The organism is Pantoea sp. Sc1 (assembly GCF_000255315.1).
GTDB lineage: Bacteria > Pseudomonadota > Gammaproteobacteria > Enterobacterales > Enterobacteriaceae > Pantoea > Pantoea anthophila.
The window spans coordinates 2,756,416-2,770,305 of record NZ_AJFP01000001.1 but is presented as its reverse complement, the minus strand read 5'-3'; the positions used below and the strand labels follow the sequence as shown (position 1 = coordinate 2,770,305).

The 13,890-nt window shown below is 58.2% G+C and carries 11 protein-coding genes; 3 read left to right on the top strand and 8 right to left on the bottom strand.

What is annotated here, in order from left to right; translation table 11 throughout:
- Positions 1–16 precede the first annotated feature (16 nt).
- A complete protein-coding gene (gene poxB / locus S7A_RS12800) occupies positions 17–1,738 on the bottom strand; it encodes a ubiquinone-dependent pyruvate dehydrogenase (protein WP_009091149.1) in 1,722 nt (573 codons plus the stop codon).
- 219 nt (positions 1,739–1,957) lie between these two features.
- Positions 1,958–2,857, bottom strand: a complete 900-nt coding sequence (locus S7A_RS12795; RefSeq protein ID WP_009091147.1) for a lysine exporter LysO family protein — start codon at positions 2,855–2,857, stop codon at positions 1,958–1,960.
- A gap of 132 nt (positions 2,858–2,989) precedes the next feature.
- Here S7A_RS12795 and S7A_RS12790 point away from each other — a divergent pair, with 132 nt between their 5' ends.
- On the top strand, positions 2,990–4,627 hold the full coding sequence (locus S7A_RS12790) for an ATP-dependent endonuclease (RefSeq protein WP_009091145.1): 1,638 nt from the start codon (positions 2,990–2,992) through the stop codon (positions 4,625–4,627).
- 71 nt (positions 4,628–4,698) lie between these two features.
- On the opposite strand, the gene cspD is transcribed toward S7A_RS12790, so the two are convergent.
- On the bottom strand, positions 4,699–4,920 hold the full coding sequence (gene cspD, locus S7A_RS12785; RefSeq protein WP_009091144.1) for a cold shock-like protein CspD: 222 nt from the start codon (positions 4,918–4,920) through the stop codon (positions 4,699–4,701).
- Positions 4,921–5,236: 316 nt separating this feature from the next.
- Here cspD and clpS point away from each other — a divergent pair, with 316 nt between their 5' ends.
- Together clpS and clpA are read left to right on the top strand one after the other, a co-directional pair.
- Entirely contained in the window at positions 5,237–5,557 is a 321-nt protein-coding gene (gene clpS, locus S7A_RS12780) for an ATP-dependent Clp protease adapter ClpS (protein ID WP_003849318.1), read from the top strand.
- Between the two features lie 52 nt (positions 5,558–5,609).
- Complete coding sequence (gene clpA, locus S7A_RS12775; RefSeq protein ID WP_009091142.1) at positions 5,610–7,886, top strand: ATP-dependent Clp protease ATP-binding subunit ClpA; 2,277 nt, start codon at positions 5,610–5,612, stop codon at positions 7,884–7,886.
- 86 nt (positions 7,887–7,972) lie between these two features.
- Here clpA and infA read toward each other — a convergent pair whose 3' ends face one another.
- The 5 genes from infA to trxB form a co-directional block, all read right to left on the bottom strand.
- A complete protein-coding gene (infA, locus tag S7A_RS12770) occupies positions 7,973–8,191 on the bottom strand; it encodes a translation initiation factor IF-1 (RefSeq protein WP_002211347.1) in 219 nt (72 codons plus the stop codon).
- A 345-nt stretch (positions 8,192–8,536) separates the two neighbouring features.
- Positions 8,537–9,229, bottom strand: a complete 693-nt coding sequence (aat, locus tag S7A_RS12765; protein WP_033736359.1) for a leucyl/phenylalanyl-tRNA--protein transferase — start codon at positions 9,227–9,229, stop codon at positions 8,537–8,539.
- A 33-nt stretch (positions 9,230–9,262) separates the two neighbouring features.
- Positions 9,263–10,993 carry a cysteine/glutathione ABC transporter ATP-binding protein/permease CydC gene (gene cydC / locus S7A_RS12760; protein WP_009091138.1) on the bottom strand — a complete coding sequence of 577 codons (1,731 nt, stop codon included), beginning with the start codon at positions 10,991–10,993 and terminating at the stop codon, positions 9,263–9,265.
- Complete coding sequence (gene cydD, locus S7A_RS12755) at positions 10,993–12,762, bottom strand: cysteine/glutathione ABC transporter permease/ATP-binding protein CydD (protein WP_009091136.1); 1,770 nt, start codon at positions 12,760–12,762, stop codon at positions 10,993–10,995. Before cydD ends, cydC begins: the two co-directional genes overlap by 1 nt.
- Before the next feature lie 144 nt (positions 12,763–12,906).
- Positions 12,907–13,872, bottom strand: a complete 966-nt coding sequence (gene trxB / locus S7A_RS12750) for a thioredoxin-disulfide reductase (RefSeq protein WP_009091134.1) — start codon at positions 13,870–13,872, stop codon at positions 12,907–12,909.
- Positions 13,873–13,890 lie beyond the last annotated feature (18 nt).

Here is a 13,890-nt window from a genome sequence, read left to right as displayed (position 1 = left end):
GGATGGAACCCCTGTTTTACCGCAGCCAGTTCGTTTTCGCCAGTTCTACCACTTCATCCCCGCGACCGTTCATAATGGCGCGCAGCATGTAGAGGCTGAAGCCTTTGGCCTGCTCCAGTTTGATCTGCGGCGGCATCGCCAGCTCCTCTTTGGCGGTGATGACATCGACCAGCACCGGCCCGTCATGAGCAAATGCCTGCTCCAGCGCGCCGTTGAGTTCTGACGCTTTCTCCACCCGGATCCCTTTGATGCCGCAGGCCTGAGCGATGGCGGCAAAGTCGGGATTGTCTAGTTCGGTGCCGTCGGTCAGGTAGCCGCCCGCTTTCATCTCCATCGCCACAAAGCCCAGCACGCTGTTGTTGAAAATCACCAGCTTCACCGGCATTTTCAGCTGCGCCAGCGAGATAAAATCGCCCATCAGCATGCTGAATCCGCCGTCGCCACACAGGGCCACCACCTGACGATTCCGATCGATGGACTGCGCGCCCAGCGCCTGCGGCATGGCGTTTGCCATCGAGCCATGGTTAAACGACCCCAGCAGGCGACGTCTGCCGTTCATCTTCAGGTAGCGCGCCGCCCAGACGGTAGGCGTGCCGACATCACAGGTGAAAATCGCATCCTCGCTGGCGTAGTGGCTGATCTGCTGCGCCAGATATTGCGGATGGATAGGCTGTTTGTCATTGGGCTGTGCCAGCTCATCCAGACTTTTCCTCGCCTCACGATAGTGCTTAACGGCGCTGTCGAGATGGGTACGATCGTTTTTGTGTGTCAGCTGCGGCAGCAACGCCTGCAGGGTGGTTTTCACGTCACCGACATAGGCCTCATCAACGTGACAATGCGATCCCAGGCTGCCGGGATTGATGTCGATCTGGATGATGCGCGCCTTTTCCGGATAGAAAGCGCGATAGGGGAACTGGGTACCCAGCAGCACCAGCGTCCCGGCGTTCATCATGGCGTGGAAGCCCGATGAGAAGCCAATCAGGCCGGTCATCCCGACATCATAAGGATTATCATATTCCAGGTGTTCTTTGCCGCGCAGCGCATGCACGATAGGGGCCTTCAGCGCTTCGGCCAGCGCGACCACTTCCTGATGTGCTCCGGCACAGCCACTGCCGCACAGCAGCGTAATGTCGCTGGCGTCGTTCAGCGTACTGGCCAGCTGAGCCAGTTCGGCAGGCTGCGGCAGAACCTGCGGCAGCTGCGGTGGATACCACTCGGTGCGGGCGCTCTCCGGCGCTGGCTGCAACGCGATATCGCCGGGTAAGACCACCACCGAAACCCCCCGGTTCAGGATCGCTTTACGCATCGCGATGCCCAGCACCTGCGGTAACTGCTCCGGATTGGAGACCAGCTCGCAGTAGTGACTGCATTCGCGGAACAGCTCCTGCGGATGGGTTTCCTGAAAATAGCCGCTGCCGATTTCGCTGGAGGGGATGTGCGCGGCAATCGCCAGCACCGGCACGCGGTTGCGGTGGCAATCGAACAGACCGTTGATGAGATGTAAATTGCCCGGCCCGCAGGAGCCGGCGCAGACCGCCAGTTTGCCGCTGATGTGCGCTTCTGCGCCCGCCGCAAACGCCGCCACCTCTTCATGGCGCGTCGGCATCCATTCGATGGTGCCCATGCGATTAAGGCTGTCACTCAGGCCGTTCAGGGAGTCCCCGGTGACGCCCCAGATGCGTTTTACGCCCGCGCTTTCCAGCGTTTTGGCGACCAGCGCCGCCACGGTTTGTTTCATGCTCTTCTCCTTTGTCGGCTCGCCCTGATGTATGACGTGACCAGAACTGAAAAAAGAAGCGTAGACGACACGGCAGAAAAGCAGGCGTGAAAAAATGCGCTGGCAGAGCCGGGGGCCGTGCAGAGGACGGGCCACTTTTCACCTCTGACCCTGTTCCCTGCGCGTTGCGCTTATTTATCGCGGCCAGGTAAATGGTGACCTGCGTATTTCAGACAGGGATCAGGCAGAGAAAAGGGCGATCAGAATCGGGGCCAGCAGGCTCATCACAAAGCCGTGCACGATGGCCGCCGGGACAATCTCATTGCCGCCCGCCCGCTGCAGCACCGGCAGGGTAAAGTCCATGGAAGTGGCGCCGCACAGGCCCAGTGCGCTCGAGCGATGGCGGCCAATCAGCGCCGGTATCAGCATGATCGCCACCAGTTCACGCACCAGGTCGTTGAAGAAGGCGGCACTGCCGATGACCGGGCCAAAGGCTTCGGTCATCAGGATCCCGGAGAGGGAGTACCAGCCAAAGCCGCTGGCCAACGCCAGACCGGTTTTCAGCGGCACGCCAAGCAGTAGCGCGGCGATCACGCCGCCAGCCAGCGCGCTGACCAGCACCACGCTGGCGACCAGCAGGCCGCGCCGGTTCAGGATAATCTGGCGCAGCGTCATCCCACTGCCGCGCAGCTGAATACCGACCAGGAACAGCAGAAAGATCAGGGCATATTCGCTGGCCGTCGAAGCGTGATGCAGCAGCGGCCACTGCGTCAGGCCGAGCAGAAAACCGATCACTACCACGCCGCAGAGCTTCAGCGAGTCCAGCGCCATATGCAGCCGTGACGGCAGCTTCTCCTGGCGATGCGCATGTTGCCAGGGGGCATATTTTTCCAGTCCGCGCAGTGCCAGCAGGTTACAGATCAGGATGCAGAATGCAGCCACCAGCGCGGTGTGAAACACCGCCAGCAGGTTGCTGCTGAGGTTGTCGAGAAAGGCCAGGCTGATGCCCATAAAAAACAGTATGACGTAAACCATCCAGCCCAGGAGCTGGTTGACCCGGCGCAGGGTGGCAGTCTGTCGGAAGGGTAACAGCCAGCCAGCGATCAGCGGCAGCAGAATAATCAGAAGTCCGGAGTACATAACAGCAGGTTCCATCCCTGGGAAAAGAGGCGACAAGCTAGCGAAAAAGGGTGACAGAGTAAACCCCGAAAACGCGGCTTGACCGGCTGGCTTACGGCAACCATGCTTCTTATAAACTGAGGATGGACGCCTGTGATTCTGGAACATATCGATATTCGGGGTTTCCGCGGCATCAATAAGCTTTCACTGCCTTTGACCCGGACCAACCTGTTGATTGGTGAGAACGCCTGGGGCAAATCCAGCCTGCTGGATGCCCTGAGCCTGTTGCTGTCGCCGCATCAACCGGCGCACGTTTTTACGCCCGCCGATTTTCACTTTACCCCGGGCGAGGCGGACGATCCGATGCGCCGTCTGTCGGTTCTGTTTCACTTTCGCGACGATGAGCACGACGCCGATGAGCTGTTTGCTCCCTTCTGGCAGCGTGACGCTCAGGGACAGCGCAGACTCTTTTACCGCGTCAGCGCCATCTGGCGGGATAGCGGTATTGAAACCCAGCGCCGTTTTACAGATGCTGACGGTCAGCTGTTGCCTGAGCCGGGCTGTGCCGGGGCCATCGATCGGTTGCTGAAACGTCATCCGGTTCTGCGACTGCGCGATGCGCGTTTCAGCAAGCGCACCCGGGGAAGTGCGCCGCTGGATTCTGCGCATACCCCGTTACTGGCGGGGATGGAGTCGCTGGCGCGCGATCTGGCGCGCCACCCACAGCAGCTCAGCGATGAGGCGCTGCGGCAGGGACTAAAGACCATGCAGCAGCTGATGCAGCACTACTTTCAGGTGCAGACGCCGGAAACCGGTCAGACGGCGCGGCCGCGGGATGGGCAGACGCGCGACGGCGGGCAGGGCTGGCGGGCGCTGGATCACCTCAACCAGCTGATTGCCGGAACGGACTCCCGCAGCCGCCAGCTGATCCTGCTGCAGATCTTTACCCTGCTGATCGCGGCGCGGGGCGATCTGCCTCTTGCCGCCGATGCCCGGCCGCTGCTGTTGATTGAAGACCCGGAAACCCGGCTGCACCCGATTATGCTCTCGGTAGCGTGGAACCTGCTGAGGCTGCTGCCGCTGCAGAAAATTGCCACCACCAATTCCGCTGAGCTGCTGTCGCAGGTGCCGGTGGAAAATGTCTGCCGTCTGGTGCGTGAATCGTCGCGCGTAGCGGCCTGGCGCATCGGTCCGGAAGGACTGAGTGCCGAAGAGAGTCGGCGTATCGGCTTTCATATCCGTGTCAACCGTCCTGCGGCGCTCTTCGCCCGCTGCTGGCTGCTGGTGGAGGGGGAGACCGAAGTCTGGATCATGAATGAGCTGGCGCAGCAGTGTGGCTACAACTTTGCGGCTGAAGGGATCAAAGTGATTGAGTTTGCGCAGTCCGGTCTCAAGCCCCTGCTGAAGTTTGCCCGGCGTATGGGCATCGCCTGGCATGTGCTGACCGATGGCGATCAGGCGGGGCATAAGTATGCCGCCACGGCGCGCAGTCAGCTGCAGCCGGGTGACGCTGAGCCGCGTTTTCTGACGCAGTTACCGGCGCTGGATATGGAAAATTTTCTCTATCAGCACGGCTTCCAGGAGGTTTATCATCAGATGGCGCACCTGCCGTTAAACGTTCCGATGAGTTCCAGGCGTATTATTACCAAAGCGATTCACCGCAGTTCCAAACCTGAGCTGGCGATTGCGGTAGCCTCATCGGCGGCAGAGCGCGGGCCAGAGGCGATTCCGCCACTGATGCGGCAGATGTTTGCCCGGGTTATCCGACTGGCACAGGGGCAGGCAGACTGAATGTTCCTGTAAATGAAAATGCCAGCGGCACGGGCTGGCATTTGGGTCCACCGTTCATAAGGGGAGAAGTGTCAGGCCACAACCTGCACCTCAACGGGGACGATGAGGCTGGCGTGATTGCCTTTCGGACCTTCATGAACATCGAACTGAACCTGCTGGCCTGCCTTTAGCGTTCGGTAGCCCTCCATCTGAATGGTGGAGTAGTGCGCAAAAATATCGTCGCCGCCTCCGATCGGACAGATAAAGCCAAAGCCTTTGGAATTATTGAACCATTTAACGGTGCCCGTCTCCATGCTTTTACTTCCCTCGCAAGACATTTTATAAGTAGGTGAGGTCTCAGACGCTGTGAGTCAGAGTTGATTAAAACTCAATCAGCCTGTGCAGGTAGAATGTAGAGAAAGCGCCGCTGGCGTCAAGCAAACCACCGGGCCAGGTGGGGAAAAAATCATCAAAATTTGAGGCAGTTAACGCTATTGCGAATTTTGTGATGCAGGTCGCGCGAGGAAATTTCTGAATAAATTTTCAGCAGCGGCCAGCGGCTTGACAGACATGTTAAACTCTCAGGATGTAGCGACGTAAAAGCTCAAAGCGAAATCTCAACGGAACACTATGGCAAACACAAACGACTGGCTTAATTTTGAACATCTGGCCGAAGACAAAGTACGCGAAGGGTTAAAGCCGCCTTCAATGTATAAAGTCATTCTGAATAATGACGATTATACACCTATGGAATTTGTTATTGACGTTGTACAAAAGTTCTTTTCTTATGATGTTGAACGTGCAACGCAGCTGATGTTGAAAGTTCACTATCACGGCAAGGCGATCTGTGGTGTATTTACTGCAGAAGTCGCCGAAACAAAAGCGGCCCAGGTGAACAACTATGCGCGGGAAAATCATCATCCGTTGCTGTGTACGCTGGAAAAAGCCTGAACACGTCTCCATATAGGAAACTGGTAAGGGCGATAATTGGGGGAGGTGCCTAATGCTCAATCAAGAACTGGAACTCAGTTTAAATATGGCTTTCGCCAGAGCGCGTGAGCACCGTCATGAATTTATGACCGTCGAGCATCTGTTACTGGCATTGCTCAGTAACCCGTCGGCCAGAGAGGCACTGGAAGCCTGTACGGTGGACCTTGTGGCTCTAAGGCAGGAACTCGAAGCCTTCATCGAACAAACCACGCCGGTGCTGCCCGCCAGCGAAGAGGAGCGTGATACCCAACCGACGCTCAGCTTCCAGCGCGTTCTGCAGCGTGCGGTTTTCCATGTCCAGTCATCCGGTCGCAGCGAAGTCTCCGGCGCGAATGTGCTGGTCGCCATTTTCAGCGAGCAGGAGTCGCAAGCGGCCTATCTGTTACGCAAACATGAAGTCAGCCGCCTTGATGTGGTGAATTTCATCTCTCACGGTACGCGCAAAGATGAGCCGGGCCAGGCGCCAGGCGCAGAAAATCCGGTTAACGAAGAGCAAGCAGGCGGGGAGGAGCGTATGGAAAACTTCACCACCAATCTTAATCAGCTTGCTCGCGTCGGTGGGATCGATCCACTGATTGGTCGCGATAAAGAGCTGGAACGTACCATTCAGGTGCTGTGCCGTCGCCGTAAAAATAACCCGCTGCTGGTGGGGGAATCCGGTGTCGGTAAAACCGCCATTGCAGAAGGTCTCGCCTGGCGCATCGAGCAGGGCGACGTGCCGGAAGTGATGAAAGAGTGCACCATCTACTCGCTGGATATTGGTTCGCTGTTAGCTGGCACCAAATACCGGGGTGACTTTGAAAAACGGTTCAAAGCGCTGCTGAAGCAGCTGGAGCAGGACGAACACAGCATTCTGTTTATCGATGAGATCCACACCATCATCGGTGCAGGGGCTGCGTCCGGTGGCCAGGTCGATGCGGCCAACCTGATCAAACCGCTGCTTTCCAGCGGCAAGATTCGGGTGATGGGTTCTACCACCTATCAGGAGTTCAGCAACATCTTCGAAAAGGATCGTGCGCTGGCGCGTCGTTTCCAGAAGATCGATATCACGGAGCCGTCTGTTGATGAGACCGTGCAGATCCTGAATGGCCTGAAAACCAAGTATGAAGCGCATCACGATGTGCGTTATACCGCGAAAGCGGTGCGCGCCGCCGTGGAGCTGGCGGTAAAATATATCAACGACCGTCATCTGCCTGACAAGGCGATTGATGTCATCGATGAAGCGGGTGCGCGTGCGCGCCTGATGCCTGCCAGCAAGCGCAAGAAAACCATCAATGTCTCCGACATTGAAACCGTGGTTGCGCGTATTGCCCGTATTCCGGAGCAAAGCGTCTCTGCAACTGATCGCGATACGCTGAAAAATCTGGGCGACCGTCTCAAAATGCTGGTCTTTGGTCAGGACAACGCCATTGAGGCGCTGACCGAAGCGATCAAAATGAGCCGCGCAGGTCTGGGGCAGGATCGCAAGCCGGTAGGTTCCTTCCTGTTTGCCGGACCAACCGGTGTCGGTAAGACAGAAGTGACCGTGCAGCTGGCGAAAGCGCTGGGTATTGAGCTGCTGCGCTTTGATATGTCTGAGTACATGGAGCGTCACACCGTCAGTCGTCTGATTGGTGCGCCTCCAGGTTACGTCGGCTTTGATCAGGGTGGCCTGCTGACGGATGCCGTTATCAAGCATCCTCATGCGGTGGTGCTGCTGGATGAGATTGAGAAAGCGCACCCGGATGTCTTCAACCTGCTGCTGCAGGTGATGGACAACGGTATGCTGACTGATAACAACGGACGCAAAGCGGACTTCCGCAACGTGGTGCTGGTCATGACCACTAACGCCGGTGTGCGTGAAACGGAACGTAAGTCGATTGGCCTGATTCATCAGGACAACAGCACCGACGCAATGGAAGAGATCAAAAAGATCTTTACGCCAGAGTTCCGTAACCGTCTCGACAACATCATCTGGTTCAGTCACCTGTCACCAGAAGTGATCCATCAGGTGGTCGACAAGTTTATTGTCGAGTTGCAGGCGCAGCTGGATGCCAAAGGCGTGTCGCTGGAAGTCAGTGATGAAGCCCGCGACTGGCTGGCGGAGAAGGGTTACGACAAGGCGATGGGCGCGCGTCCAATGGCGCGTACCGTGCAGGACAGCCTGAAAAAACCATTAGCCAATGAGCTGCTGTTTGGTTCGCTTGTGGATGGTGGCTCGGTATCCGTGGCGCTGGATCGTGAGAAAGGTGAACTGACCTATCACTTCCTGAGTGCGGAAAAACGGAAAACTGAAGGCACGGTGCATTAATCGCCTGCTGCAGATGTGAAAAAGGCCGGATAATTATCCGGCCTTTTTTTTCGCTGCAACCTGAAGGGCGGCGAAATTAATGTCTGTTAGCGACTACGGAAGACAATGCGGCCTTTGCTCAGGTCGTACGGGGTCAGCTCAACGGTCACTTTGTCGCCCGTCAGGATGCGGATGTAGTTTTTGCGCATTTTACCGGAGATATGAGCAGTAACCACGTGTCCGTTCTCAAGTTCTACGCGGAACATGGTGTTAGGTAACGTATCCAGTACGGTACCTTGCATTTCAATATTGTCTTCTTTGGCCATCGAATCCTCTGGGTGTACTACCTTTCAGTTGAACCGGCAAGATAATGCCCAATTCAACGATTTATGTAAAGAACCGTCGGCGATTTTGCCAACGCTTTGCCGGGGGTGCTCGTCAGTGGCGGGCATCCGGTAAAATTAGGGTGTTTATGTGGCGTCTGCGGGGGATTAGCGGGCTAAGAATCTGTATCAACCGGTTACACGCGCACGATTGAAAACAGTTCCGAGAGTGCGTTGAGATTCCCAGCCTGGCAATTCCGGCTCGTTATTGCGAAGCGCGGACGACATACCAAACCCGACTATTATACCACTTAACCGTCTTTATGTGTGCAAAACATCTCGGGGTGACTAAAAAAGGGTCTGAGTCTGCCAGCAGCCTTCGCTGACTGGCTGGCTGGCAAAGTTCTGGACATAGTGCAGATAGTCACTGCGGGGGATCTCCTGCGCGCCCAGCGAGGCGGTGTGCGGGTTAAGCACCTGGCAATCGACCAGACGCCCCTGATGGCGGATGAAATGCTGGCAAAAGACTAACAGCGCGGTTTTCGAAGCATTCTGCTGGCGGCTGAACATCGACTCGCCGCAGAAAATCTGTCCCATCGCCAGCCCATACATGCCCCCCACCAGCTGATGTGCGTCCCACACCTCAATGGAGTGGGCGTGGCCCAGCTCATAGAGTCGCAGCCAGGCGCGCTTCATTTCAAACGTGATCCAGGTGCCTTCTTCGCGTCCGCTGGCGCAGCCCTCGATCACCTCGGCAAACGCCTCATTCATCGTGACGCGATAGGGCGACTGGTTATGGAAACGCTTCATGCTGCGGCTGAGATGAAACTGCTCGGGCAGAAGAACCGCGCGGGGATCGGGTGACCACCACAGGATAGGATCGCCGGACGAAAACCACGGGAAGATGCCGCGCTGATACGCATTCAGTAACCGGGCAGGGGAGAGGTCGCCCCCCATGGCCAGCAGGCCATTCGGCTCACGCAGTGCCATTTCAGGAGGCGGAAATTGCAGAGATTCCCGTGACAGTTGTATCAGTCTCATCGCGATAGGTTACTCATCAGCATTTCGCTAAGACTATAGCGCAATCCGTTGCCGGAAACGCCAGTAGCGACCCGCTTTTGAGATTAATTCGCAATGGCTGCCCTGCTCGACAATCGTCCCGTTGTCCATCACACAGATGCGATCCATCTTTTCCAGACCGCTCAGGCGATGGGTAATCATAATGACGGTTTTTCCGGCGGTCAGCTGCTGCAGCAGGGCGAGAATATGCTGTTCGGTGGTGGCATCCAGCCCTTCGGTGGGTTCATCCAGCAGCCAGAGATCGCCGTCGTGCAGTAATGCGCGCGCCAGCGCCAGCCGACGCAGTTCACCACCGGAAAGCGGCCGGCCGCCTTCGCCCATCCAGGCATTTAAGCCTTCCTGATTCTCCAGCAGGCGCTGCAGGCCAACCTGGCTCAGCACCTGATTCAGTTGCTCATCACTGGCGCCGGGAGAGGCCAGCAGTAAGTTATCGCGCAGGCTCTGACTGAAAAGATGCACCCGCTGAGTAACCACACTGATGCGCTGGCGCAGTGCTGATTCTGACCAGGCGGCGATCGGCAGATCGTTCAGGCGGATATCACCCTGCTGGCTGTTCCAGCCGCGGGTCAGCAGCGCCAGCAGGGTGGATTTTCCGCAGCCGGTGGGCCCGAGCAGTGCAATGTGTTCGCCCGCATCCACTTTAAGCGTAAATTGATCAAGCACCCGGTCTGGCCGATCGGGATAGCTGAAGTCGAGCCGATCGATATCGACGGTCAGGCTGCCGGGCCGGGCAGCGGAATGGGCCGGAAAGGTGATGGCAGGTGACTGATCGATAATGTCACTGACCCGCTGAGCCGCGGTGGTCACCTGAGACATCGGCAGAAAGGCGCCCGCGACCGGAGCCAGCGCCTCAAAGGCTGCCAGCGCGCAAAACACGACCAGCGCAATCAGCGAGCCGGGGAGTTGCTGCTGACTGACTGTTGCAGCCCCAAGCCAGAGCAGAAGTGTCACCGTCACGCCGCTAATCAGCAGCAGCAGGCTCTGCGCCAGGGCCTGCAGATGCTGCTGCTGGCTTTGCGACTGCTGCCACTGCTGTTCATCTTCATCCAGTCGCTGACGCCACGCCGGCGACGCACCGTATAACGTCAGTTCTGCCTGCGCCGTCAGCCACTGCATCAGCTGTAAGCGCCAGCGTGCGCGGCCACGCGCAATGGCGACGCCCGCGGGCCGGCCCAGGCGATAAAAGAGTGCGGGCATCACGATCAGGGTGACCAGCATGATGCCGCCCAGCGTCAGGGCCAGCCCGATGTCGATGAAACTCATGCCCGTCGTGACCACCACGATGACCACCAGGGCACCGGTCAGCGGCGAAATGACGCGCAGATAGAGATGATCCAGCGTGTCCACATCGGCCACAAAGCGGTTGAGCAGATCCGCCTGCCGGAACCGCAACAGCTGCCCGGGCGAAAGCGCCATCAGACGGCTGAAGGTGTGGAGACGCAGATGCTGAAGCACCCGGAAAGTCGCATCGTGACTCACCAGGCGTTCCGCATAGCGCGCCACCGTACGAATAATGGCGGCGCCCCGCACACCGGCCGCAGGCAGCATATAGTTAAAGCTGTAGAGGCCTGCCACACCTGCGACGGATGAGGCGGCCAGAAACCAGCCAGACAGGGTCAGCAGGCCGATACTCGCCAGCAGGGTCGCAATCGCCAGCACGATGCCCAGCGCGAGGCGAAAAGGGTGGCGCAGCCAGAGACGAAGAAAGGGGCGCAGGGCGGACATCAGCGGATCTCCTGTTGACGATGTTGCAGTATTTCACGAAAAGCACCGGGCTGCTGCGACAGCGCCTGCCACTCTCCCTGCTGCACCAGCTTACCCGCCTCCATAACCCAGAGGGTCTGCCAGCGGCTCAGCGTATCAATCTGATGGGTAATCATCAGCGTGGTCTGTCGGGAGGCCGCCTGATTCAGCGCCGCCATTACATGACGTTCGCTGAGTGCGTCCAGGCTGGCAGCGGGTTCATCAAGTAGTAAAAAATGCGACCTTTTGTAGAGCGCGCGCGCGACGGCGACCCGTTGCGCCTGACCCACAGAGAGCAGTTGACCACCCTCGCCGGGCCGGGTCCCGATGCCGTCGGGCAGACGCGGCAGGAACTCATTAATTCCGCACGCCTCCAGCAGCGCGGCAAATCGTTCCGCCTCCCAGGCTGCATTCATCACGATGTTGTCACGGAGCGTGGCGGCCGGTAGCTGAGGGTTCTGTCCTACCCAGCTGAGCTGCTGATGCCAGTCCGCCCGCTGCAGGTCGCGCAATTCAACCCCGTTAGCCCTGAGCGATCCCCGGTAAGGCAGGAAGCCGAGCAGGGCGTTCATCAGCGCCGTTTTGCCAGCCCCGCTCTGACCGACCAGCGCAATCTGCTCACCGGCGGCGATGGTAAACGTGAGCGGGCCACACAGTACCTGACCATCGGGAGCGCAGACTTCCAGCTGGTCGGCGGTCAGCGAGAGGGATCGATTGGCCGTAAAGGGGATCTGACCCTGCTGAGGTGTGGCGGCTGGCGTAGCCTGCATAAACGCCTCGAGTGCATCGGCAGCGCCTACCGCCTGAGCTTTCGCATGATAAAACGCGCCGAGATCGCGCAGTGGCTGAAAAAATTCTGGCGCCAGAATCAGTACCAGAAAACCGGCGAACAGCGTTACGCCGCGGCCATAGTCGCCGAAATGCAATTCGCCCAGATAGGAGAAGCCAAAATAGACTGCCACGACGGCAATCGCCAGGGAGGCAAAAAATTCCAGTACGGCGGAGGAGAGAAAAGCGAGGCGCAGCACTTCCATGGTGCGCTGGCGAAAATCGGTGGTGGCGTCTGCCACTGCCTGCTGCTCTGCTGCACCCCGATAGAAGAGTCGCAGTGTCTCCCGGCCGCGCAGGCGATCCAGGAAGTTACCGCTCAGACGCGCCAGCACCAGGAAGTTCCGCCGGTTGGCTTCAGCGGCGCCCATCCCCACCAGCGCCATAAACAGTGGAATCAGAGGGGCGGTGGCAAACAGGATCAGACCCGCGGTCCAGTTGAGCGGAAAAATCGTCAGCAGAATGCAGCAGGGGATCAGCACTGCCAGCGTCATCTGCGGCAGATAGCGTGCATAGTACTCCTGCATCTCTTCAATCTGTTCCAGCAGCAGGGTCGCCCAGCTACCGGCCGGTTTACCCTGAATCCACGCCGGACCCAGCCCGGCGAGCCGGTCCAGCACCTGCTGGCGTAACGCCTGACGGATCGCCTGCCCGGCACGATAGCCGGTCCGTTCACGGGCATAATTTATCAGGGCGCGCAGCACAAAGCAGAGCAGCAATAGCAGCAAGCTGGCCGTCACGGTTTCACGTGGCTGTTGCCCGATGATCAGCGTCTGAAGCAGTGAGGCCAGTAAACCTGCCTGGGCAATAATCAGCAGGGCGCTGACGGTGCCCAGCAGCGTATTCAGGCGCAACCAGCGACCGCCGAAATGACGCTGCTGACGAAGCCAGCGGGTGAGATGCTGCTGCCGCGATTTATCCATGCGAGACCATGCTAAATGTCGATGATGGGGAGGAGAGGGAAAGGCATTTCCCTCCTTTCTGGCGCCAGAATCTAGCATGAGGGCAATAAAAAAGGCGACTGAAAAACCGTCGCCTGGAACATTTGAGATCAGCGGGTTAACAACTTACTGATCGTTTTTAACCAATCCATCAAGAAAACGCTCAGCGTCTAACGCCGCCATACAACCGGTGCCCGCAGAGGTGATCGCCTGGCGGTATGTGTGGTCCATCACATCACCTGCCGCAAACACACCCGGGATGCTGGTCTGCGTCGCGTTTCCGTGCAGGCCGGACTGGACTTTAATATAGCCATTTTCCAGCGCCAGCTGCCCGTCGAAAATCGCGGTATTCGGGCTGTGGCCGATAGCGACAAACAGACCCGCCACATCCAGCGATTCGGTTTCCTCGTTCTGCGTCGAGCGCAGGGTCAGCCCGGTGACGCCCATCTGGTCGCCGACCACCTCTTCCAGCGTGCGATGCGTGTGCAGCACGATATTCCCGTTGCGCACTTTCTCCATCAGACGATCAATCAGGATCTTCTCTGCACGGAAGCTGTCACGGCGATGGATCAGATGCACTTCAGACGCGATGTTCGCCAGGTAGAGTGCCTCTTCAACGGCCGTATTACCGCCGCCAATCACGGCCACTTTCTGGTTACGGTAGAAGAAACCGTCGCAGGTGGCGCAGGCAGAGACGCCTTTGCCTTTGAACGCCTCTTCGGAAGGCAGACCCAGGTAGCGCGCTGACGCACCCGTCGCAATGATCAGGGCGTCAGCCGTGTATTCGCCGCTGTCGCCGGTCAGACGGAACGGACGGTTCTGCAGATCAACGGTGTGGATGTGATCGAAAATGATCTCAGTATTGAATTTTTCGGCATGCTCATGCATACGCTCCATCAGTGATGGACCTGTCAGATCGTGCGGGTCGCCCGGCCAGTTCTCCACTTCAGTGGTCGTGGTCAGCTGTCCGCCTTTTTCCAGACCGGTGATCAGCACCGGGTTCAGGTTGGCGCGTGCAGCATAAACCGCTGCGGTATAACCCGCTGGGCCGGAGCCCAGAATGAGTAGCTTACTGTGTTTGGCCGTACTCATGCGTTCCTCAGTTTCATT

Bases quoted from the DNA above. Each gene is read 5' to 3' on its own strand.
- clpS (WP_003849318.1), top strand. From the start codon at position 5,237: ATGGCAAACACAAACGACTGGCTTAATTTTGAACATCTGGCCGAAGAC.
- trxB (WP_009091134.1), bottom strand. From the start codon at position 13,872: ATGAGTACGGCCAAACACAGTAAGCTACTCATTCTGGGCTCCGGCCCA.
- S7A_RS12795 (WP_009091147.1), bottom strand. From the start codon at position 2,857: ATGTACTCCGGACTTCTGATTATTCTGCTGCCGCTGATCGCTGGCTGG.
- cydC (WP_009091138.1), bottom strand. From the start codon at position 10,993: ATGTCCGCCCTGCGCCCCTTTCTTCGTCTCTGGCTGCGCCACCCTTTT.
- infA (WP_002211347.1), bottom strand. From the start codon at position 8,191: ATGGCCAAAGAAGACAATATTGAAATGCAAGGTACCGTACTGGATACG.
- aat (WP_033736359.1), bottom strand. From the start codon at position 9,229: ATGAGACTGATACAACTGTCACGGGAATCTCTGCAATTTCCGCCTCCT.
- clpA (WP_009091142.1), top strand. From the start codon at position 5,610: ATGCTCAATCAAGAACTGGAACTCAGTTTAAATATGGCTTTCGCCAGA.
- cspD (WP_009091144.1), bottom strand. From the start codon at position 4,920: ATGGAGACGGGCACCGTTAAATGGTTCAATAATTCCAAAGGCTTTGGC.
- cydD (WP_009091136.1), bottom strand. From the start codon at position 12,762: ATGGATAAATCGCGGCAGCAGCATCTCACCCGCTGGCTTCGTCAGCAG.
- poxB (WP_009091149.1), bottom strand. From the start codon at position 1,738: ATGAAACAAACCGTGGCGGCGCTGGTCGCCAAAACGCTGGAAAGCGCG.